The following is an 18,114-nucleotide window of genomic DNA, read 5'->3' as shown; positions in this document are numbered from 1 at the left end:
GCGAGTGCTCCCTTCATGCCCAGAGATCTGCGCCGTTTCATCGCCCTGCTGGAGTCCCGTGGCCAGCTTCGCCGCATTTCAGCAGAAGTAGATCCCGACCTGGAAATTGCCGAGATCGCCGATCGCCTCTTGGCCTGCGGGGGGCCGGCGCTGCTGTTTGAGCGGGTGAAGGGATCCTCGATGCCCCTGCTGATCAACGTTTTGGGCACGGTGGAGCGCATCTGCTGGGCGCTGGGGATGGAGCAGCCGCGGGAGCTGGAGGAGCTGGGGAAAAAACTGGCCTTGCTCTACCAGCCGCGCCCGCCCAAAAATTTTGCCCAGGCCCTGGAGCTGGGGCAGGCGCTGTTCCGAGTCTTCCAAGCTCGACCCAGCCGGGATCTCTTCCCCCCCTGTCAGCAGGTGGTGCTGCTGGGTGAGGCGGTGGATCTCACCCAACTGCCCCTGCTGCGGGTCTATCCCGGCGATGCCGGGCGGGTGCTGACCTTGGGGCTGATGGTTACCAAAGACCCGGAAAATGGCATTCCCAATGTGGGGGTGTACCGCCTGCAGCTCCAGAGCCGCAACACGATGACGGTGCAGTGGCTGTCGGTGCGGGGGGCCACCCGGCATTTGCGCAAGGCGGCGGCCCTGGGCCGGAAGCTGGAAGTGGCAGTGGCCATCGGGGTGGATCCCGCCGTGATCCTGGCGGCGGCTACGCCCCTGCCGGTGGATCTGTCGGAGTGGCTGTTTGCCGGCCTCTACGCCGGCGAAGGGTTACACCTGGCCCGCTGCAAGACGGTGGATCTGGAGGTGCCGGCCCACGCCGAGATTGTTCTGGAGGGCACCATCACGCCAGGGGAGGTGGCCCCCGACGGCCCTGCCGGGGATCACATCGGCTACTACGGCCCTCGCAACGAGCAAGCTCCGCTCATCCGCTTCCACTGCCTCACCCACCGCCGCGATCCCATCTACCTCACCACCTTCAGCGGCAAGCCTCCCAAAGAAAACGACATGATGGCGCTGGCCCTGAACCGCATTTACACCCCCATTCTGCGGCAGCAGGTGCCGGAGATCGTGGATTTCTTTTTGCCCATGGAGGGCTTGGGCTACAAGGTGGCGATTCTGTCCATCGACAAGGCCTATCCCGGCCAGGCGCGGCGGGCGGCCCTGGCTTTTTGGAGCGCCTTGCCCCAGTTTAGCTACACCAAGTTCGTCATCGTGGTGGACAAGGACATCAATGTGCGGGATCCGCGGCAGGTGCTCTGGTGCCTGTGTTCGCGGGTGGATCCGCAGCGGGATGTGTTTATTCTGCCGGACAACCCCTTTGACGCCCTGGACTTTGCCACCGAAAAACGGGGTCTGGGGGGCAAGATGGGGATCGATGCCACCACCAAGATCCCCCCGGAAACCGACACCCCCTGGCGGCAACCGCTTGCCCCGGATCCGCAAGTGGCCCGTCTGGTGGATCGCCGCTGGGCGGAATACGGCCTGGCGGATCTGGACTTGCAGCCGGCGGATCCGCGCCTATTTGGCTACGAGTTCTAGGGGTGGCTAAGAGGCTGGCAGGTGCAACAAGCGCTGTCTTGGCTGGTGCTGCTCCTGAGCTATGTCGGGCTGGGGCTGGGATCCCTGCCCAGGCTGCGCATGAACCGGGCCACGATTGCCCTGGCGGGATCCGCTTTGCTGATTGCCCTAGGAACAGTGCCGCTGCTGGAGGCTTGGGCAGCCATCGACGCGACCACGATTGTCTTTCTCCTCAGCATGATGGTGGTGAACGCCAGCTTGTCCCAGGGCGGCGCCTTCCAGCTAGCTTTGCTGGGCCTGATTCGGGTTAGCCGCAGTCCCTTTGGCCTTTTGCTCATGCTGGTGTTCGGCAGCGGGCTGCTCTCGGCCTTTCTCCTCAACGATACCCTGGCACTGGTGTTTACCCCCCTCACGTTGCAGGTGACAGCCGTGCTGGGGCTGAACCCTATTCCTTACCTCTTGGGCTTGGCGGCGGCCACCAACCTAGGGTCTGTAGCCACCCTGAGCGGCAACCCGCAGAACATCCTCATCGCCTCCTTCTCCGGGATCGGCTACCTGGAGTTTGCCGCCCAGATGACCCCGATTGCCGTGGTGGGGCTGCTGTTGGAGGTGGGGCTGCTGTGGCTCTACTACCCCGAGGTGCGCTCGCTGCAGCCCTTCGCCCAGGTGCCTTGGACGCCGCTGCGCCTCTATCCCCCCCTGTTGCGCAAGAGCGTGGCCATTACAGCGGGCCTGTTTGGGTCCTTTGTGGCCGGCCTGCCCCTAGCGGAGTCGGCCCTGGTGGCGGCGGCCTTGCTGCTGATTACCCGCCGGCTGAAGCCGGAGCGGTTTTTGGGGCAGGTGGACTGGAACTTGCTGGTGATGTTCTCCGGGCTGTTTATCCTGACACGGGCAACCCGAGAGCTGCTGGCCGGCTGGGGAACGAGTCTGGGGCCCTGGGCGGAGCAGGTGGCGGGATCCCCGTTGGCGCTGCTGGCCGCTGTCGCCCTCTTGTCCAACCTCATCTCCAACGTGCCGGCGGTGCTGCTGCTGCAGTCGCTGCTCCCGCTGCAGGGAAAGACGGCCTGGCTGTTGCTGTCTGCCGGCTCTACGCTGGCCGGTAACTTGACTCTGTTTGGGGCAGTGGCCAATTTAATTACCGTCGAAGCGGCAGCTAGAAAGGGGTATGTGTTAACGTTCGGGGAACATCTCCGCTTTGGCCTGCCCCTGACGCTGCTTACCCTTGGGTTTAGCGGTCTGTGGCTGGGTCAGCCCTGAGCCTTGCCGGGAGCCCTCACTGGGCACTAAGGGCGGCCAAAAGCTCATCTGCCAACAACACTGCCGTGTAGACCAAAGCCTGTCGCTGCTCAGGCGAGAGATTGCCAATGGCAGTTTGGGGATTGCTGAGCATGCCCTGCAACACCCTGCTGGCCACGTATTCCCGTTTGGAAACGCCGGGGCTAGAGATGGTGGGGTTATCCAGGGAAAACTTCTGGTGGTGCTCGAAGGGAAAGGCATATTCAGAAGCTACCGGCATGGCTCCACTCCAAACCTGGACTCTACGCTGCGCTTGGCCTATTTTCGCATTGTCCCTTGCGGGGAAGCTCCAAAAACAGATGCGCCGTACGCCTATTTGCTTCACCTGAACCGCGTGCGGCATCCCGGCTCCAAAGAGCTTGCCCGTCGCCTGGAGCAGGCGGCCAGGGAGCCCTCCAGTTGTTACCCTGGGGCTCCGGCAGGGGCAGCAGCGTTAGCGACAGGATTGGGCATTCCCAAAAAGATGCAGGAAAATCAGGAGAAGTTGAGCCGGGATCCCAGACCCACCGGCTCTCCATCTCGTTTGCTGAGGAAACCCGATGCACGACCTGGACAGTTTGCCAGAACCGGTAGCCGATGCCCTAATCAAAAGCCTGCTTACAGATGTGGAGCGGCTGATCAACCAGCACGGTTTGTCGGAGGTTTTGGTGGGGTTGGCCATGTATTGCAATGTGCAGTTCAAGGCCAAGTTCAATAAACCCAACCGCACCGAAAAGGATGAGGAGCTGGGATTTTACTTCCGCGACGCCGCCAAAGCTCTGGAGGTAGCGGCCAGCCTCACCTATCGCACCATCGATCGCTCTCGGCCCACCTCGCCTGGCACCTAGACTTTAGGGATCCCTTTTCAACCCTCACCCCCGACCCCTCTCCCAAAGGGAGAGGGGAGTTGGCGAGCGCTCCGGGGTGGCAAGGGATCCCCCTGAGTTTTTATGCTGGTGGGCGAAAGTTGCAGTGAGGCCGCGCGTGAGAGTTGTCTGGGAACGCAGCATTTACGGGGGCAATGGCCGGGTGCCCTGCATCGTCTGCGGTGGATGGGCCGCCCCTATCCCAAAAAAGGGGCAGCAGGTGTTGCTGGCGGTGGTCTATAACGACCGCGGCCAAATCTACGGCGAGATCTGCCGCAGTTGCCTCAGCCTGGGGCCCAAGGGCATCAAAGAGTATCTACGAGAGCGGATTGCCCGCCTGCGCAGGCAACTGCAAGACCTAGAGGAGCTGGAACGAGGAGAGGTGCAGTTGCCCACCCTGGAGCAGGAGCTGAGCGCCTACTTGGATTAACCGCTATACCTTCTTCTCGACCGAAACCTGCAGCCAGCAGCCCAGCTCGGCGGCCAGCCATTGCAACTCCGGATCGTGCAAGTTCTTCAGCTCGTACTTGCAAACGCCCGCCCAGATGTTCAACTGTGGGCCCACCTCTACCCGATCCCCATCGCAATCGCGTCGGGTATGGCGCGGCATCAGCTCCAGCCGGTGAGGAGATCCCGCGCCAGGCGGGTGGGTCTGCCGCTGCACCTGCTCAGCCGCCGCTCCGGTCGATGCCGCTGCTGCCAGGGTGGGCGCTCTGAGACCCTATCCCCTCGCTTCTGGGGCTTCTAAACAGGGATCCCTTGAGAAAGTTGTTCTGGATCCCAGAATCATCCCTGGAAAGCCTGTCCGCAAGCCCCCACGCATGGGCCAGCAGCTTTCCCGAAACGGGGAGGATATGCTGGGCGACAGAGAGGGATCCCCACTTGCCGAGGCGATGGTTTTCTAGCTGAGTCTTCCATGTCTACTCCGTCTGTTTTCCCCACCTACTACCAACAGTTGGGGCTTTCTCCCCAAGCCAGCCTGGAGGAGATCAAAGCCGTCTACCGCCGGCGGGTGCGCGAGATTCATCCGGATCGTCTGCCTGCCGATCTCCCCGAGGGGTTGCGGCAATTGGCCCAGCGAGAGTTTCTTCAGCTCCAACAGGCCTACCGCGTCCTCAGCGACAGCCGGCAGCGCCGGGCCTACGATCTCAGCCTCCAGCCTTCTCCTTTGCCGGTGCCGCAGCCGACCGTGGCCCCTGCCGGTTGGCTGGCCCTCTTGAGCGCTGTCTTGAGCGGAGCTGCTCTCTGTTTGGCAAGCTTGGCCCTTTGGAATGCTCGCATCCCGGCCCAAGGTTTGGATGTGGCCGGCAAAACGGCTGTTGTTGGCGCCCCTCAGTTGTCCGGCAACGCGGATCCCTCCCTGGCCACCGTCCCCCAGACATCCGAGACGGGCAACGCCTCGGAAAGGAGGATCTCGGCCCCAGCCGCCCCTTCTGAAGACTTCTTGAAGCCTTCCCCAGAGCAGGTCGACCGCTTCGCCCGCGCTCTGCTGGCGGTGCAGCCCCTTCTGGCGGCCACCCAAACTCGCCTGCAGCAGGCCAAGGGCAGCGAGGAACGTCGGCAAATTGAACAACAGTTTGAAACCGCAGCCGCCAAGATCATCGCCGCCCATCAACTGACCCCAGAGGACTATCACCGCATCTCTGCCAGCGCCCAGTCGGATCCGGGTGTGGCAGCCGCAGTCACCGCAGCCGTGCGCCGCTGGATGTCGCCCTAGCCCGACAAGACCCTGGCCTGTAGGCGGGAAGAAAAAACTTCGTAAATAACAGTCAAAGGCTGGCCTCGGTGCAGCAAAAGATAATGCCTAGCCCAAAAAGGGCCGCGACAGTTGAGCAGCCGGGCAACTGGCTCGGCTTCGCCATAGTAGAGGCGACGCACTTCGCGAAAGGTCTCCAGTTTTTCTTGGATCAGATTTTGGCCAATGGGCAAATCGGGATGGGGCAAGTATTGGGCCAGATGGTCGGAGTTCCACCAAGAGGTGGCATAGAGCAAGGGCTGTTGCGAGGCCGCTCCACACAGCCAAACCCGCCGCCGCAGCAAGGGGGATCCCAGCCGCGCCAGATCCTTGGTCAGCCGTTGCATGGACTGGGGGGCGGCGCTCTGCTCTGCCAGCAGCTCGACCCGGCCCGTGTCGAGCAGATGGGCCTGAATCGGCTCTTGGGTCAAGGCAGCCAGAGTGCGGGTGGTCAAGCCATCCCCCAAAAGCAGCAAGCGCAACACAGGATCCACCTGCACCAACTCAGGCTGTAGCGGATCTGCCTCCCCCTGCCAATACAGTTGCAGGGGCCACCAATCGCCTTGGCCAGAGGAGACGTTAGAACAGAGGGCAGCGCTCCAAGGGGATCCCGCAGCGTCGCCATGGCAGGTGAGTGAAGAAGGGAAAAGTTCCAAGGCGGAGGTTGAGTTGTTAAGTTCTGTATCGCTCCTTAGTCTAGCCCACCCCATGTCTCTGCTCTAGGGATGTTCCTAGCTGGTGCCCGGCTGGATCAGCAGCCGTACCAGCCAGGGGACGACCACGATGACGCTGATCAGGCGGGCCAGGTGCATGACCACCACCGTGCTGGCTTGCGCCCCCATGTCCAGGGCTATCAGGCTCATGTCCGAAATGCCTCCCGGAGCGGTGCCCAAGATGGCGGTCAGGCGCTCGATCCCCAGCCAACGGGAGATCAAGTACCCCGACAAAACTCCCGTGCCCACCGCAATCACCGTACAGAGCAGGGCCGGTCGCCACAGATCTTTCAAGGCCAACAGCGTATCGGCGGTGAGCTTGCTGCCCAAAAGAATGCCCAGCACCACCTGCATGACAAAGCGGATCCCGGCTGGGGGAGTGGGGATCGGGATCGCTCCCCAAACATTGACCAAACCCACTGCTACCATCGAACCCACCAAAGCTCCTGCCGGCAGCCTCAGCTTGACTGCAATCAGGGCGCCCGCCAATCCGATCAACAGCGTCCAGAGATAGTTCATCATTGCGGTTTGGCCTCAAGGCAAGAGGATCGCTGTGAGCCAGGGTTGGAGCTGCCCTCCCCACGGCATTCGGCGCAGATGCCGTAGAAGTCAAGCACATGGTACTCGATGACAAATTGGTAGCGGCTGGCAAGCTGCTCCTCCAGGTCTCCCACTGGGCAATCCGGCAGAGGCACCACCCGCCGACATTCGGTGCAAATGAGGTGATGGCGGTTGTGGCCGTTGCTGGGCAAAACCTGATAGTAGGTCTGCTGATCTCCCAAGTTGACCGCTTGCAGCTTGCCCTCGTTGCGCAGAGCCTCCAAAGCCCGGTAGACCGTGGCCAAGCCAACGCTATGGTTGGCATTGCGCAACTCCAGGAAGATCTCTTGGGCCGAGAGGGGCCGCAAGCTCTGCTTCAAGACTTCCAGGATCAGTTTTTGGCTGCGGGTCTGGCGGGAGGAGGACATGATCCCTTTTCGTTCTGAGGGGTCACCAGCAAGGTTAGCGCTCGGCGTCGGCCTCGGCTTTCATGCGCTCTAGGGTTTGGTGCATTTGGTCGAACATTTGGCTGAGGGTGAGCCCAAACCCCCCAAGCTGGGTTTGCAGTTGTTTGATGGTCATCTGAGCCATAAAGTCGTCGGAGAGCTCCAGCCGCTTCATGAAAATGCGCTGCCGCTCCAGCAATTCTTCCATTCGCTCGATGAAGATTTTTTTGCCTTCCCGGTCGAATTGGCCGTAGCGCTCGCCAAGTCGCATCAGGTTTTGGAAGTCCTGAAACAGCTGCTTGGCTTCTTCTTGAACGATCTCCGAGTCGAAGAAGCTCATGGCCTTTCGTCTGCCCTAAATAAACTGCATTGGGTATACCCATCCTATCCGATCGGGTTGGGGGGTCGCAGTCCCTGCCGTTTTCCGGCCAGTACGGGATCCCGTCCTTCGCTTGGGTGGAGAATGGAGTTTTGACCTGTCTGCCCCGCTTATGTTCCCCTTTCCTGGTGTGAAGGCTTATACGCAGCCGTCTTTGGCCCAGCAGTGGTGCCAACGGGTGCAGGGATCCCGACCGCTGTTTTTGGCCTGCCTGGGGTTTACGGAAACGGCTCTTATTCCCGGCATCTCGGCTGCCGGCGCCACGCCCTCCTTGCGGCGCTACACGGCCCTTGCCGATGGAGAGGTGTTGCTGGGGGACTATTCTCACCGCCTGCCCACCTCTCCCGATGGCTATCCTTCACCGGTGGTGATCAGCCGCGCCGTCCTGAGGGAGTTGGGGATCCCCTGTCGCGTGTTCGACTGTGGTTTGCCGGAGCCTCTGCCGGGGGCAGAAACGGTCAGCGCCAGGGGAATAGCCCGCTGCTTGAGCACAGGGCAGGCTCTGTCTTTGGAGCAGGTGGGATCCCTGTGGCAGAAGGGGTATGAGCGGGGATCCCGGCTGGAGTCGAGCTACTGCGTCATCGGAGAATGTGTGGCGGGAGGCACCACCACGGCGCTGGCAGTGTTGTTGGGGCTGGGCTGGCAAGCAGAGGGCATGGTCAACAGCAGCCACCCGGTCTGTAACCACGCCCAAAAGCTGGCCTTGGCCCGGCAGGGATTGGCCAGACTTCCCGCCAGGGCTACCGCCCCAGAGGTGGTGGCCGCTGTGGGGGATCCGATGCAGCCTTTTGTAGCCGGGCTGGCGATGGCGGCAGCCCAGCGGGGGCCGGTGCTGCTGGCGGGCGGCACCCAAATGCTGGCGGTGCTGGCCCTGATGCGGCGCTGGGGGGAAGAGCAAGGGATCCCCTGGCCCCCGGAGAATGTAGCCATAGGTACCACCCGCTGGGTGGCCGAGGATCCCTCGGGCAATACGGTGGGTTTGGCGGAGCTGCTGGGCGAGGTTCCCCTTTTGGCCACCCAACTCAGCTTTGCCCAAAGCCGCTATGCCCCCCTCCGGGCCTACGAGCGGGGCTATGTCAAGGAAGGGGTGGGGGCGGGTGGGCTGGCCATTGTCAGCAGCCTCTATGCCGGCTGGGGCCAGGCAGAGCTACTGGCCGCCGTTGAGCGCAGCTACGAGCAGCTCGTGCTTCAGGCCGGCTCCAGGGGGGCCATCGTCAGGCCCTCCCGCAGCAACTGTTGATGGTAGAGCTCTGCTTGCTCTTGCGGGCCGACCCAAACCACCGCCTGCCCTTCGGCATCCACCTGCACGGTCAGTTGCCGTGCCAGGGGCAGGGTCATGCCGGGGATGTACTTGAGCAAGCATTCGGTAACATGCTGAAAGGTGTTGAAATCGTCATCCAAGACGATCACCTTGAAGTGGGGGTAGGGCTGGCGAACCCGGGTTCTCGACGGAGACGACTGCTGAGCAGGTCGAGTGGGAGCTTCCGTGGTCATAGCAGCAGAACTCAGGACAACATCTGGATACCTAGGTCACATTCAACTTTCTCAACAGCCAAAAATCGGTCGCTGTTGATTCTGAGTCCATTCTAGTTCCTAGTCTCCAGTGGACGCATGGGGTCTGCCGGCAGCCCGTATTTGCCTTTGGATCCCTTGCCGGTGCAAGAGATGGGAAAGAGGTGCGGATCCCCGATCCGCTCTCACAACATCAGCTCTTGCCGCAGGGAGCGACGGGGCTTTTTGCCACCGAAGTGGCGCTCAAAATAGAGGGCGGTGGCTTGCGACAGGATCCCGGCTTCGACAAGCGCCTGGCAGAGGGATCCCCCAGGGGGTAGGTGCTCTTGGATCTGCTGGATTTGCGCGGCGCTGACCAGCCCCGAAGCCTTAAGGTAGTCGGCCACGTGCCGTCCGCCTGCCAGGTAGACAGAGTAGCCGTCTTCGCTGAAAAACTTGACTGTCTCCGGCTTGAGGCCGCTGTGGTGGGTCAGCACGTCTGTGAAAGTGCCGCCCTCTGTTTCCCAGGCGTGGAGGACGGTTTCGATGCCGGCGTTGTCGAGGAGACCGGCTGCGCGCAACTGGGTCAAGATCCGCCGCACCCAAGGGTTGGCCCGCTGCAGCGCTTCCAGATCTTCTTCTCCCAAATACTCCTGAGGCGGCAGCTCGGCATCTGCGGTCGATTCGGCCACGCTCGCAGTTTGGGTAGCCGGGGCAGGCGACGGCGTCCGGTTGGCCTGCACTTGGGCCTGGAGCTGGCGCACCTGCTCTCGGGCCTGTTGGAGCTGGGCTTCGGTGGACTGCAGATGGCTTTGGGTGGCTTGCAGTTGGGCTTGGACTTCCTGCAGGCGTTCTTGAGTTACCTGGAGTTGGGTCTGGGCTTCCTGAAGTTCCCCCCGCAGCCGGTGGATGGTCTGGCTGGCTTCTTGGCGGGCGTGGGCCAGGTCGGCAATGAGGCGGGCCTTCGTCGATTGGGCCACTTGAAGCTGGTGCTGCTGCTCCTGCAGCGATTGGCTGAGAGCGGCCAATTCGGCTTCCTTGTGCTCAAGAGCCTGGCGCAGTTGAGCCTCAGCTTGCTGATGCTGCTGCAGCCGGGATCCCAACTCTTGCAGCTTGAGCTTGGCCTGAGATTGCCATTCCGTCAGCTCGTGGCAGTGGCGCCGCAGGGTCTCCAGCTCGGCCTGGGCAGCTTGCAACTGCTCGGCCAGTGCCTGGACTTGCGCGGATCCCCGATCTTGCTGCGCTCGGAGCTGCTCCTCCAACTCCTGAATGCGCTGCTGGGCAGCCCTGTGTTGCTCGGATCCCTGCTGGATTTGAGCCGCCAGTTGGGCTTCCAACTCGGCAATGCGCTGTTGCTGCTGCTGCTGGCGGGATTGAGACTCAACGAGCTGCTGTCGCTCCCGCTCCAGTTGCGCTTCTAGGGCGGCAACCTGCTCTTGGTAGCGCTCCAGTTGGGCTTGGTATTGCGCGGTAGCTTTGTGAACTTGCTGCGCCACCTGCAGCGGCGAAGCGTAGAGGGGGGGCTGATCCGGAATGGTGGACCACTGCTCCAGCATCACTTCCCAACTGTTGGCAGCTCCTCGCCGTCGCCGGAGCTGCTGCTGCTTGTCGAGGGCCCACTCCAACCAGTGGGGCTGCACCCAGCCCTGCTGCACCAGGATCTGCCCCAACTTGCGCTCGGGGTGGTGCTTTTGCTGAAGCAAAGCTTGATACACGTGCTCCAGTTCCAGATACCCATGCAGCACCAGGATCTCGCCGATGCGCACCAACTCGACCGGGATAAAGGGATAGAGATCTTGCGGGGCAACCCAGCCGTGCTGCATGCACAGCTCCCCCAACATCAAGGGGTTATCCGCCTTTTCCCACATGGCCTGAGCCAACTGGGCGGGGGTGAGCAACCCCGCTTTGTTGAGGGCTTCCCCCAAACGGATCTCAAACTTTTCCTGGTCGGCTGCAGCTAGGGGAGGGTTCATCGGGCTCCTTCGCTGTGACTAGTAAATCTAGTACATCTCTCGTAGCAGAAAACCCTTGAGGAAGGGAGATTTAAACCTACAAGTTAGCTCGATAAACCGCGGATCCACGGATTTTATTGCAGCGCCCGCTTTGGTTAATTCCTGCTCAGGAGGGCTGTTGTTCTTGGCGTCGGGCAAACTGTTGCAACTGCCTCAGGAGCAGCAACTGCCCCAGTCCAAGGGGCAGGAGGGAGACGGCCTCAACCCGGAGCTGTACCCAGCCGTTGCCCCACATCCAGTCGCAGTAGCCATCGGCTCCGCCCCACATTAGTAGGCGTAGCCGTTTCGGCAGCAGGGTTTCCACCTGGTGCGTGATCGAGACGGGGCCCCACTGGACGGCAAAGGTGCTGCCCAGCTCCAGCCTAGCGGGCAGGGATCCCTGCAACTGCTGCGGCCAGAGCCACTGCTGCAACAGCCCCACCTCGGTCAAGCAGCGCTGCAAGGTCGAGGAACTGGCCTCGACCTCGATGCGGATGGTGGAAGATTGGAATGTCCCGAGCATACTTATCCGGCTGAGGCGACCCCAGAACCGAAGCGGCAGCCGGGGCGACAACTTCTAACTCCATTCTGGCCAATTGTTCGAGAGTTGCCTTTGAAAACAGCTCGTCCTCACGTGGTTGCCATCCTGGCCCAGAGTCTGGACGGCAGGATCGCCACCCACCGCGGGCAAAGGCCCCACTTCGCCAGCGCCGAAGACCACCAGCACCTGGAAACCCAAGCTGCCCGGCAACAGGCTTTGATCATGGGGGCGGCCACGCTGCGGGCCTACGGCACCAGCCTGCGCATCCGGGATCCCGAGCTCATCCAACGCCGACTCCAGCAGGGCCTCTCCCCTCAGCCCCTGACGATCATCTGCTCCGGCAGCGGGGAGATTCCTGAGGATTTGCCGTTTTTTCGCCAGCCCCTCACCCGCTGGCTGTGGACAACTCCCCAGGGATCCCGGCTTTGGCAGAACCGAACCGGCTTTGAAGAGATCTGGGTGGCTGCCGATTGGGATCTGCCGGCACGGCTGGCGCGCCTGCGCAGTTTGGGCATCGAACGGGTGGGGTTGCTGGGCGGGGGCCGGCTTTTGGGGGCGTTTTTGCAGGCAGGGGCCTTGGATGAGCTGTGGGTGACCCTGGCGCCGGTGCTGCTGAGTGGGTATGCCGATGCGCCCGCCAGCATCGAGGGCTGGCAGCTGCAGGGATCCCCGCCCCAACTGGAGCTGCTGGAGTGCCACCGTGGCTCTAAGGAGCTGTTTTTGCGCTACCGGGTCGAGTGGCCCTGAGGGGGCTCGCGAGAAAAATTTTTGGACAAATTTAGATTTCTCAGAAATCCACAGGTTTTCCCCAGACTTTCCACAGAGAGGAGGCCTGTTTTCCACAGGCCTGTGACCTCAGGAAACGGCAGCGAGGGTTTTTGTGGAAAAGTCCAAACTGGAAAGTTCAGACGGATACACCTTGAGAAACGCAACGGGATCGCGCCGTTTTTGCCGATGGCATCAAAGCCGGCGGCGGGCTTGAACAAACTTGGAGCCGCTGCCCAGGATTGACACCCCCCATGGGGCAGAGGGCAGAATAGCCGCACCTGAGGTGAGGGGGAGATTTTCCTGGCAGCTCTCCTCAGAGGCAAAGAACCCTTTGCCCAAAAACTCTATCCCTTCTCCTGCCTGAGACAAGGCCAAGGGGCAGTTTGGTATCCTCTGGCCGCTGCCGGACGGGCTAGGGGCAAACTTCTACACACTGTCTTGCTTTTGGCGGGGCCGATGCGGCCCCCGGCGTACCCAAGTTAGAGAGCTGGGTTGGCTTGTTTTTTCCCTTCTGGGCAGGCCCGGTTTTGGCCGGCTCCTTAGGTTTTCTTGGTTTCCCTGTTAACCCCGAGTAGGTGGTTGGGCTATGGATTCTCCCACCGTCAGCATTTTGAGCGAAATTCCCGAGGAGCTACACGACACCCTCAAAAACTACCTCTCTCGTCACCCCGATTGGGATCAAGATCGGGTCGTAACGGCAGCGCTCTCGTTATTCCTGCTCCAGAGCGGAGACACGGATCGGCGCGCTGCCCGTATTTACTTAGACAGCCTGTTTCGCCGCAACTGAGCCCTCGCAAGGCAAGCGCCGAGGATGGCCCGATTCAGGAGCGGGGGGGTAGGAACGCTCTGTCAAGAACGTCCTATTCACCTGAACTGTTAACCTGAGTAGGGAGATGTCCCGCTGTTGCTGAATACCGGCGGGAAGGGCAAAAAAGGGATCCACCAAGGGAAAAACCGTGCCACAGGGCTTTGGGCGAGGAAAGGGCGACCGGCAGACGGCTGGGCCAAAAGGCCTAGGAAGAGGCTCCGGTCTATCCCCCTTCCCTTCCCCAGAGGCGACCCTGGCGCTGGCCGAGCGCCACCGACAAGCAGGGGATCTGGAGACAGCACTGCACCTCTGCCGGCAGCTTACCCGGGCCCATCCCCACCTGTTCGCCGCCCAGGCGTTGCTGGGATCCCTCTATCTGCAGATGGGGGATCCCCGCCAAGCTTTGACCCCTTTGCAACTGGCGCTGCACCTACGGAGAGATTGGGTGCCGGCCTGGCAGGAGCTGGGCGATGCCTGGATGCTGCTGGGCAACCCGGAGGAGGCGGCGCGCGCCTACAAGCAGGGGCTGGCCTTTGCCCCTAACGACGGGCAACTGCTCTTCCGGTTGGGCAGTTGTTGGCTGGCTTTGGGGAAACGGGAGCAGGCGATTGCAGTGCTGCGACAGGCGGCAGCGGCCCAACCTCCTCAGGCTTATGCGCTGGCAGCTCTGGGCAATGCCCTCCTATTCGACAACCAGCTTGCAGAAGCCGAAGCCTGGTTTCGCCGCGCTCTTGTCCTGGCGCCGCAGGAGGGGCGGATCCTCGTCAACCTCGGCCACTGCCTACACCTGCAAGATCGCCTGGAGGAGGCCGCCGACTGTCTGCTACGGGCCATCCCGCTGCTGCCAGGGGAGGCGCAGCCCCACAACAACCTGGGCACCGTCCTGCAAGAGCAAAACCGACTCGAGGCCGCTATCGAGGCCTATCGGCGCGGCCTGCAGTTGGCCCCCGACTGGCCGGAGATCCACTACAACCTGGGCACGGCCCTGCTCACCCTGGGCCGCTACGAGGAGGGGTGGCAGGAGTACGAGTGGCGGCTGCAGCGCCAGGGAGCGGCCTACCCCTGCTTCCCTTTGCCCCTGTGGACGGGATCCCCCTTGGGCCGGCAGACGCTGCTTGTCTACGCCGAACAAGGGCTGGGAGACACAATTCAGTTCGCGCGCTACCTGCCCCTTTTGGCCGCCGCCCATCCGCAGGCCTCCCTCTATTTCCGCTGCCCTCACTCCCTAGTCGAGTTGCTGCGAGCCTCCTTTCCTCAAGTCCAGGTCATTTCCGATACGGATCCCCTGCCCCCCTTCGACTGGCACCTGCCCTTGCTTAGCCTGCCCCATCGCCTGGGCACCACGCTGGAGACAATTCCCGACCGCATCCCCTATCTGGTTTGTCCCGATGGGAGCTCCGCCTGGCCGGAAGATTGGCCAGAGCTTCCCCAGAGGGGGATAAAGGTGGGGCTGGTGTGGGCCAGTGGCCGCCGCGACGACCTCGCCCTCAGCCGGGTGCAGAGGTTAAAAAGCTGTTCTCTTAACCTCTTCCTCGAGTACCTTAATCTGCCCCAGGTGCAGTGGGTTAGCCTGCAGGTGGGTGAAGATCTAAGCCAGGTAGAACCCCTTCTCAAGCAGCACCAGGTGGTGGAGCTGGGATCCCGTTTCCGGAATTTTGTTGATACTGCTAGGGCAGTTGCCCAGTTGGATCTGGTAATTAGCGTCGATACTGCCGTTGCCCACCTGGCTGGGGCGCTGGGCAAGCCGGTGTGGGTGCTGCTGCCCTTTGCCGCTGATTGGCGCTGGCTACTGCAGCGGCAAGACAGCCCCTGGTACCCCAGGGTGATGCGCCTATTCCGCCAAGAAGCCCGCGGCAACTGGGTTGGTGTGCTGCAACAGGTGCGGGCAGCCCTGGAAGAGCTACTAAGGGGGATCCCGTCCTACTCCTCGCCTTTTGGAACGATGCGCTGAAACAGATAGCCGGTACCGCGGGCTGTCAGGATAAGCTCAGGGTTGCTCGGGTCATCCTCCAACTTGGCCCGCAGCCGCGAGATGTGGACATCCACCACCCGCGTATCCACGTGGCGCTCCGGCGTGTAGCCCCACACCTCTTGCAAAATCTCGGCGCGGGAAAACGGCTCCCCCGACCGGCTGACCAGCAGCTCCAGCAAACTAAACTCCATCCCCGTCAGGCGGATGCGCTCGTCCCGCTTGTAAACCTGCCGCTTGTTGGTATCGATGCGAAGATCCCCCACCTGAATTACCCCTGAGCTGGGGATCCCTTCATGGGACGACCGCGCCACCCGCCTCAGCACCGAACGAATGCGGGCCTCCAGTTCTTTGGGCGAAAACGGCTTAACCACGTAGTCGTCTGCCCCCAGTTCCAAGCCAGTAATGCGGTCGGCCACGTCCCCCAACGCCGTGAGCATGATGATCGGGATGTCGGATTCTTTGCGCAACTCCTGGCAGACCCCGTAGCCATCCAGCTTCGGCATCATCACATCCAGCACCACCAGGTCAGGATCCTGCTTGCGAAAAACCTCCAGCGCCTCCTCTCCGTCGGCAGCAGTAACCACGTCGTACCCGATCATCGAGAGGCGGGTCTCCAAAATGCGGCGGATGCTGGCCTCATCATCGACCACGAGAATCCGTTCTTTGCGCTGGGCTTCCACGGTGCTGCAACTCCTAAACTTCTAAATGAAAAGGATTGGAAAAAATTGAGGTGAGCGCGAACTCGAGGTGGTCAGATGCAGCCTCCTCAGGGGCTCCTCCTGGAGGGGTGGACTCACCCCGGGAGCTGCAACGCTGCCAAACCCTTGTTTGTCGGCAACGGAAACCGCAACCCAAGGATGGAGCTTCAGAAAACAAACACCGAAGGCTCGCCCGGCAGTCGATTCAATCTTGTTAAAAGCGCCAACTTCAACTTCACTTGCTCCTGCTCGGTAGCACAGGTGTGGCACTCCTCCCCAAACGCTACCCCGGTCGACCGCCGCCAAACCTGAGAGGCCTTCGTAAGAAGTTACTGAGAGGTTACTTTCTACCACCCAATTTATCATCCAGAAGCGGCTGCTAACCCGCCTTAACCCTTTATTGTGCAGCTATTTTGCTCGACTTGATACATACCTTCACAACTTCTTCAGGTTGCTGCCAAGCGTTTCGGAATCCTCCTCAGAAAAAGCTGCTGCCGCCACTGGGGATCCCTGGCCACTGGGGGTGGGAGGGAGGGTTTCGGCAACAGGGACAGAGTAGCAACTGGCCAGCAGGCCAGCGGAACGGATTGCGCGGTCGGCATGCAGCTCCAAAACCCGCCGCAACAGACGTTCTGCCGCCAGCCAACTCGCCAGAGGCAGCGCACGCTCGGCCAGCGAGGGCAAGGTCGGGTTGGGCAGGGATCCTAAGGCCTGCAGGACAGAACTGGAGACCCAGGCAACTGGGCTGAGCCGCTGCGCCAGCCGACAAGGATCGCAGACCAGGCCACCCGCGTGGGGAGAGAAGAAAGCCTCACCTGCTAACTCCTCCCCACAGGAGTAGCAGGCTTGTACTGAGGGGGCAACCCCCCCCACCACTAAAAGGTGGTAGAGCCCATGGACAAGGAGCGGCAAAACGGCCTCTGTCGCAGGGGCCTGCTCGATGCGCTCCAGATGCTCCACCAGCAGCACAAACAGCTCTTCCTGGGGCTGGTTGGGCAGGGCCAAAAGCAGGGCCACCTCTGCCAAGTACTGCGCCGCCGTCAGATGGGCCAGGCTGCGGCCAAGACGGGGAAAACTCTGCAGGGTTTCTGCCTGGGCGATGCGCTGGAGACACTGCGAGGGATCCGTTTGGGCCGACCAACGCCCCCGCGCCACCAGCAGATCGTTGACAACAAAGGGCTCCATCCGCCCTCCCCACTTGGAAAGCTGCTTACGGGATCCCTTGGCCACCGCCCGAATCAAGCCCTGCTCGCGGGTCAAAATAGTAATGATCCGATCCGCCTCCCCCAGCGGCATCGCTTTGAGGTTAATACCCGTCACCCGGTAGGTGACCCCGCTCATGGGCCGCCGGCTCCTCTAGCCTCCAGCTCTCGCATCAGCTCCAGCCCCCAGGAGGTGCCGATGCGGCTCGCCCCCGCGGCGATCATCGCCTCCGCCTGCGCCACGGTGCGGATGCCGCCGGAAGCTTTGACTCCCACCCTGCCGCGGCTAAGCTGCCACAGCAGTTGCACATCGGCCGGTGTCGCCCCTCCCATCCAGCCGGTGGAGGTCATCAAGAAGGCAACTCCCGCGTCCATGCAGATCTCGGCGGCCAGCTTTTTTTCCTCGTCAGTGAGCTGGGCAGTTTCCAAAATGGCCTTGACGCAAACCCCCGTTTCTTCCACCAGTTGGGCAATCTCGGCATGGAGGCGATCCAGCTCCCCCGCCTTGAGCCAGGCCAAGTTGAGGCGGACATCCAGCTCCCGGCACCCCTGCTCCACCGCCAGTTGAGCTTCGTAGAGCTTGACCTCCGCCGTGTTGGTGCCCAGGGGAAACCCCACCACTGTGCTCACCCGTACTGGCGACCCGTGCAGCCGCTCAACCACCCGCGGCACGTAGCAGGGAGGCACACAAAAGGTGGGGAAGCCATAGCGCAGAGCAATTTCACACCCCTGGTCGATCTCCTCTGGGGTCACCATCGGCAGCAGCAGGGTATGGTCGATGTACTCCGCCAAGTTGATCGGGCCGTCTGCCAGGCCCTTGGGCTCCAGAGAGAGCATCAGTTGCCAGATCCCACAGCACTACCTGATACATTTACGCTGAACACTGCTGAGCATTACTGCTCAGCGGTGAAGCGATAGCATTCTGTCCGTTTCCGTTGTCACTACGCGATGCTGACGCGACCGCGCTACTCGGACGGAGTCCAAACAGAAAGGCGGTATCCCGCAAAGCCCTGAGCATAACACCCAGAGCGCCTTGCCAATCTCGTGGTAGCCTATGGTTGCACTTTGGGCATCTAAACACCTTTGCGCCACCCAACTTAGTGTGGATGTGCCCGCACTTGGTACAGGTTTTGCTGGTGTACGCTTCCGATACTTCCACGACAACCACGTTTTTCTTCTTGGCTTG

The 18,114-nt window shown here is 61.8% G+C and carries 22 protein-coding genes; 9 read left to right on the top strand and 13 right to left on the bottom strand.

Going from position 1 to position 18,114, the window contains the following annotated elements; genetic code table 11:
* Window positions 1–15 precede the first annotated feature (15 nt).
* Together SYN60AY4M2_RS01410 and SYN60AY4M2_RS01405 are read left to right on the top strand one after the other, a co-directional pair.
* Window positions 16–1,524 carry a UbiD family decarboxylase gene (locus tag SYN60AY4M2_RS01410; protein ID WP_099812145.1) on the top strand — a complete coding sequence of 503 codons (1,509 nt, stop codon included), beginning with the start codon at window positions 16–18 and terminating at the stop codon, window positions 1,522–1,524.
* Between the two features lie 21 nt (window positions 1,525–1,545).
* Window positions 1,546–2,760, top strand: coding sequence for an SLC13 family permease (locus SYN60AY4M2_RS01405; protein WP_099812144.1), 1,215 nt, complete (start codon window positions 1,546–1,548; stop codon window positions 2,758–2,760).
* Window positions 2,761–2,776: 16 nt separating this feature from the next.
* Here the strand turns inward: SYN60AY4M2_RS01405 and SYN60AY4M2_RS01400 are convergent, their stop codons facing one another.
* Entirely contained in the window at window positions 2,777–3,019 is a 243-nt protein-coding gene (locus SYN60AY4M2_RS01400) for a hypothetical protein (RefSeq protein ID WP_041438297.1), read from the bottom strand.
* 319 nt (window positions 3,020–3,338) lie between these two features.
* Here SYN60AY4M2_RS01400 and SYN60AY4M2_RS01395 point away from each other — a divergent pair, with 319 nt between their 5' ends.
* Together SYN60AY4M2_RS01395 and SYN60AY4M2_RS01390 are read left to right on the top strand one after the other, a co-directional pair.
* On the top strand, window positions 3,339–3,626 hold the full coding sequence (locus SYN60AY4M2_RS01395) for a hypothetical protein (protein ID WP_011430225.1): 288 nt from the start codon (window positions 3,339–3,341) through the stop codon (window positions 3,624–3,626).
* A gap of 136 nt (window positions 3,627–3,762) precedes the next feature.
* The gene (locus SYN60AY4M2_RS01390; protein ID WP_011430227.1) at window positions 3,763–4,074 is read left to right on the top strand and encodes a hypothetical protein; all 312 of its coding nucleotides are present in this window, start codon (window positions 3,763–3,765) and stop codon (window positions 4,072–4,074) included.
* Window positions 4,075–4,077: 3 nt separating this feature from the next.
* Here the strand turns inward: SYN60AY4M2_RS01390 and SYN60AY4M2_RS01385 are convergent, their stop codons facing one another.
* Entirely contained in the window at window positions 4,078–4,308 is a 231-nt protein-coding gene (locus SYN60AY4M2_RS01385) for a hypothetical protein (protein WP_041438301.1), read from the bottom strand.
* A 252-nt stretch (window positions 4,309–4,560) separates the two neighbouring features.
* Here SYN60AY4M2_RS01385 and SYN60AY4M2_RS01380 point away from each other — a divergent pair, with 252 nt between their 5' ends.
* Complete coding sequence (locus SYN60AY4M2_RS01380) at window positions 4,561–5,361, top strand: DUF4168 domain-containing protein (RefSeq protein WP_099812143.1); 801 nt, start codon at window positions 4,561–4,563, stop codon at window positions 5,359–5,361.
* On the opposite strand, the gene SYN60AY4M2_RS01375 is transcribed toward SYN60AY4M2_RS01380, so the two are convergent.
* The 4 genes from SYN60AY4M2_RS01375 to SYN60AY4M2_RS01360 form a co-directional block, all read right to left on the bottom strand.
* The gene (locus tag SYN60AY4M2_RS01375; RefSeq protein WP_240527669.1) at window positions 5,358–6,035 is read right to left on the bottom strand and encodes a chorismate pyruvate-lyase family protein; all 678 of its coding nucleotides are present in this window, start codon (window positions 6,033–6,035) and stop codon (window positions 5,358–5,360) included. The two genes, SYN60AY4M2_RS01380 and SYN60AY4M2_RS01375, sit on opposite strands and share 4 nt — an antisense overlap.
* 75 nt (window positions 6,036–6,110) lie before the next feature.
* Window positions 6,111–6,614, bottom strand: coding sequence for an AbrB family transcriptional regulator (locus tag SYN60AY4M2_RS01370; protein WP_228375487.1), 504 nt, complete (start codon window positions 6,612–6,614; stop codon window positions 6,111–6,113).
* Complete coding sequence (locus tag SYN60AY4M2_RS01365; protein ID WP_099812142.1) at window positions 6,611–7,060, bottom strand: transcriptional repressor; 450 nt, start codon at window positions 7,058–7,060, stop codon at window positions 6,611–6,613. The genes SYN60AY4M2_RS01370 and SYN60AY4M2_RS01365 overlap by 4 nt, the downstream gene beginning before the upstream one ends.
* A gap of 34 nt (window positions 7,061–7,094) precedes the next feature.
* Complete coding sequence (locus SYN60AY4M2_RS01360; protein ID WP_011430232.1) at window positions 7,095–7,418, bottom strand: DUF1825 family protein; 324 nt, start codon at window positions 7,416–7,418, stop codon at window positions 7,095–7,097.
* A gap of 151 nt (window positions 7,419–7,569) precedes the next feature.
* Here SYN60AY4M2_RS01360 and cobT point away from each other — a divergent pair, with 151 nt between their 5' ends.
* Complete coding sequence (gene cobT / locus SYN60AY4M2_RS01355) at window positions 7,570–8,697, top strand: nicotinate mononucleotide-dependent phosphoribosyltransferase CobT (protein ID WP_099812141.1); 1,128 nt, start codon at window positions 7,570–7,572, stop codon at window positions 8,695–8,697.
* Here the strand turns inward: cobT and clpS are convergent.
* The 3 genes from clpS to SYN60AY4M2_RS01340 form a co-directional block, all read right to left on the bottom strand.
* Window positions 8,646–8,951 (bottom strand): ATP-dependent Clp protease adapter ClpS, encoded by a 306-nt coding sequence (clpS, locus tag SYN60AY4M2_RS01350; RefSeq protein ID WP_011430234.1) that lies wholly within the window; start codon window positions 8,949–8,951, stop codon window positions 8,646–8,648. The genes cobT and clpS overlap by 52 nt on opposite strands.
* A 203-nt stretch (window positions 8,952–9,154) precedes the next feature.
* Window positions 9,155–10,921, bottom strand: coding sequence for a hypothetical protein (locus SYN60AY4M2_RS01345; protein WP_240527668.1), 1,767 nt, complete (start codon window positions 10,919–10,921; stop codon window positions 9,155–9,157).
* Window positions 10,922–11,066: 145 nt separating this feature from the next.
* Window positions 11,067–11,462, bottom strand: a complete 396-nt coding sequence (locus tag SYN60AY4M2_RS01340) for a hypothetical protein (protein ID WP_099812140.1) — start codon at window positions 11,460–11,462, stop codon at window positions 11,067–11,069.
* Between the two features lie 90 nt (window positions 11,463–11,552).
* Between SYN60AY4M2_RS01340 and SYN60AY4M2_RS01335 the strand changes: the two genes are divergently transcribed.
* The 3 genes from SYN60AY4M2_RS01335 (at window position 11,553) to SYN60AY4M2_RS01320 (ending at window position 15,007) form a co-directional block, all read left to right on the top strand.
* The gene (locus SYN60AY4M2_RS01335) at window positions 11,553–12,227 is read left to right on the top strand and encodes a RibD family protein (protein ID WP_011430237.1); all 675 of its coding nucleotides are present in this window, start codon (window positions 11,553–11,555) and stop codon (window positions 12,225–12,227) included.
* Between the two features lie 607 nt (window positions 12,228–12,834).
* Window positions 12,835–13,035, top strand: coding sequence for a DUF2811 domain-containing protein (locus SYN60AY4M2_RS01325; protein ID WP_011430239.1), 201 nt, complete (start codon window positions 12,835–12,837; stop codon window positions 13,033–13,035).
* A gap of 169 nt (window positions 13,036–13,204) precedes the next feature.
* A complete protein-coding gene (locus tag SYN60AY4M2_RS01320) occupies window positions 13,205–15,007 on the top strand; it encodes a tetratricopeptide repeat-containing glycosyltransferase family protein (RefSeq protein WP_011430240.1) in 1,803 nt (600 codons plus the stop codon).
* On the opposite strand, the gene SYN60AY4M2_RS01315 is transcribed toward SYN60AY4M2_RS01320, so the two are convergent.
* From SYN60AY4M2_RS01315 to SYN60AY4M2_RS01300, 4 genes are all read right to left on the bottom strand, one after another.
* Window positions 14,977–15,708, bottom strand: a complete 732-nt coding sequence (locus SYN60AY4M2_RS01315; protein WP_011430241.1) for a response regulator transcription factor RpaB — start codon at window positions 15,706–15,708, stop codon at window positions 14,977–14,979. The two genes, SYN60AY4M2_RS01320 and SYN60AY4M2_RS01315, sit on opposite strands and share 31 nt — an antisense overlap.
* Window positions 15,709–16,161: 453 nt before the next feature.
* Entirely contained in the window at window positions 16,162–17,067 is a 906-nt protein-coding gene (recO, locus tag SYN60AY4M2_RS01310) for a DNA repair protein RecO (RefSeq protein WP_011430242.1), read from the bottom strand.
* Window positions 17,064–17,765: a deoxyribose-phosphate aldolase gene (gene deoC / locus SYN60AY4M2_RS01305; protein WP_099812139.1), complete on the bottom strand. Its 702-nt coding sequence runs from the start codon at window positions 17,763–17,765 to the stop codon at window positions 17,064–17,066. The genes recO and deoC overlap by 4 nt, the downstream gene beginning before the upstream one ends.
* A 34-nt stretch (window positions 17,766–17,799) precedes the next feature.
* On the bottom strand, window positions 17,800–18,114 hold a 315-nt coding region (locus SYN60AY4M2_RS01300; RefSeq protein WP_143597009.1), incomplete at its 5' end, for a zinc ribbon domain-containing protein.

Origin of the sequence: Synechococcus sp. 60AY4M2, assembly GCF_002760375.1 — a bacterium.
Classification (GTDB): Bacteria; Cyanobacteriota; Cyanobacteriia; order Thermostichales; family Thermostichaceae; genus Thermostichus.
The sequence above is the reverse complement of the archived record's forward strand: the minus strand, read 5'-3'. Positions and strand labels throughout refer to the sequence as shown.

Excerpts from the sequence above, each read along its gene's own strand:
- SYN60AY4M2_RS01325 (WP_011430239.1), top strand. The coding sequence starts at position 12,835 with ATGGATTCTCCCACCGTCAGCATTTTGAGCGAAATTCCCGAGGAGCTA.
- SYN60AY4M2_RS01345 (WP_240527668.1), bottom strand. The coding sequence starts at position 10,921 with ATGAACCCTCCCCTAGCTGCAGCCGACCAGGAAAAGTTTGAGATCCGT.
- SYN60AY4M2_RS01370 (WP_228375487.1), bottom strand. The coding sequence starts at position 6,614 with ATGATGAACTATCTCTGGACGCTGTTGATCGGATTGGCGGGCGCCCTG.
- SYN60AY4M2_RS01410 (WP_099812145.1), top strand. The coding sequence starts at position 16 with ATGCCCAGAGATCTGCGCCGTTTCATCGCCCTGCTGGAGTCCCGTGGC.
- SYN60AY4M2_RS01400 (WP_041438297.1), bottom strand. The coding sequence starts at position 3,019 with ATGCCGGTAGCTTCTGAATATGCCTTTCCCTTCGAGCACCACCAGAAG.
- SYN60AY4M2_RS01395 (WP_011430225.1), top strand. The coding sequence starts at position 3,339 with ATGCACGACCTGGACAGTTTGCCAGAACCGGTAGCCGATGCCCTAATC.
- cobT (WP_099812141.1), top strand. The coding sequence starts at position 7,570 with ATGTTCCCCTTTCCTGGTGTGAAGGCTTATACGCAGCCGTCTTTGGCC.
- SYN60AY4M2_RS01340 (WP_099812140.1), bottom strand. The coding sequence starts at position 11,462 with ATGCTCGGGACATTCCAATCTTCCACCATCCGCATCGAGGTCGAGGCC.
- SYN60AY4M2_RS01365 (WP_099812142.1), bottom strand. The coding sequence starts at position 7,060 with ATGTCCTCCTCCCGCCAGACCCGCAGCCAAAAACTGATCCTGGAAGTC.
- deoC (WP_099812139.1), bottom strand. The coding sequence starts at position 17,765 with ATGCTCTCTCTGGAGCCCAAGGGCCTGGCAGACGGCCCGATCAACTTG.
- SYN60AY4M2_RS01380 (WP_099812143.1), top strand. The coding sequence starts at position 4,561 with ATGTCTACTCCGTCTGTTTTCCCCACCTACTACCAACAGTTGGGGCTT.
- SYN60AY4M2_RS01360 (WP_011430232.1), bottom strand. The coding sequence starts at position 7,418 with ATGAGCTTCTTCGACTCGGAGATCGTTCAAGAAGAAGCCAAGCAGCTG.
- clpS (WP_011430234.1), bottom strand. The coding sequence starts at position 8,951 with ATGACCACGGAAGCTCCCACTCGACCTGCTCAGCAGTCGTCTCCGTCG.
- recO (WP_011430242.1), bottom strand. The coding sequence starts at position 17,067 with ATGAGCGGGGTCACCTACCGGGTGACGGGTATTAACCTCAAAGCGATG.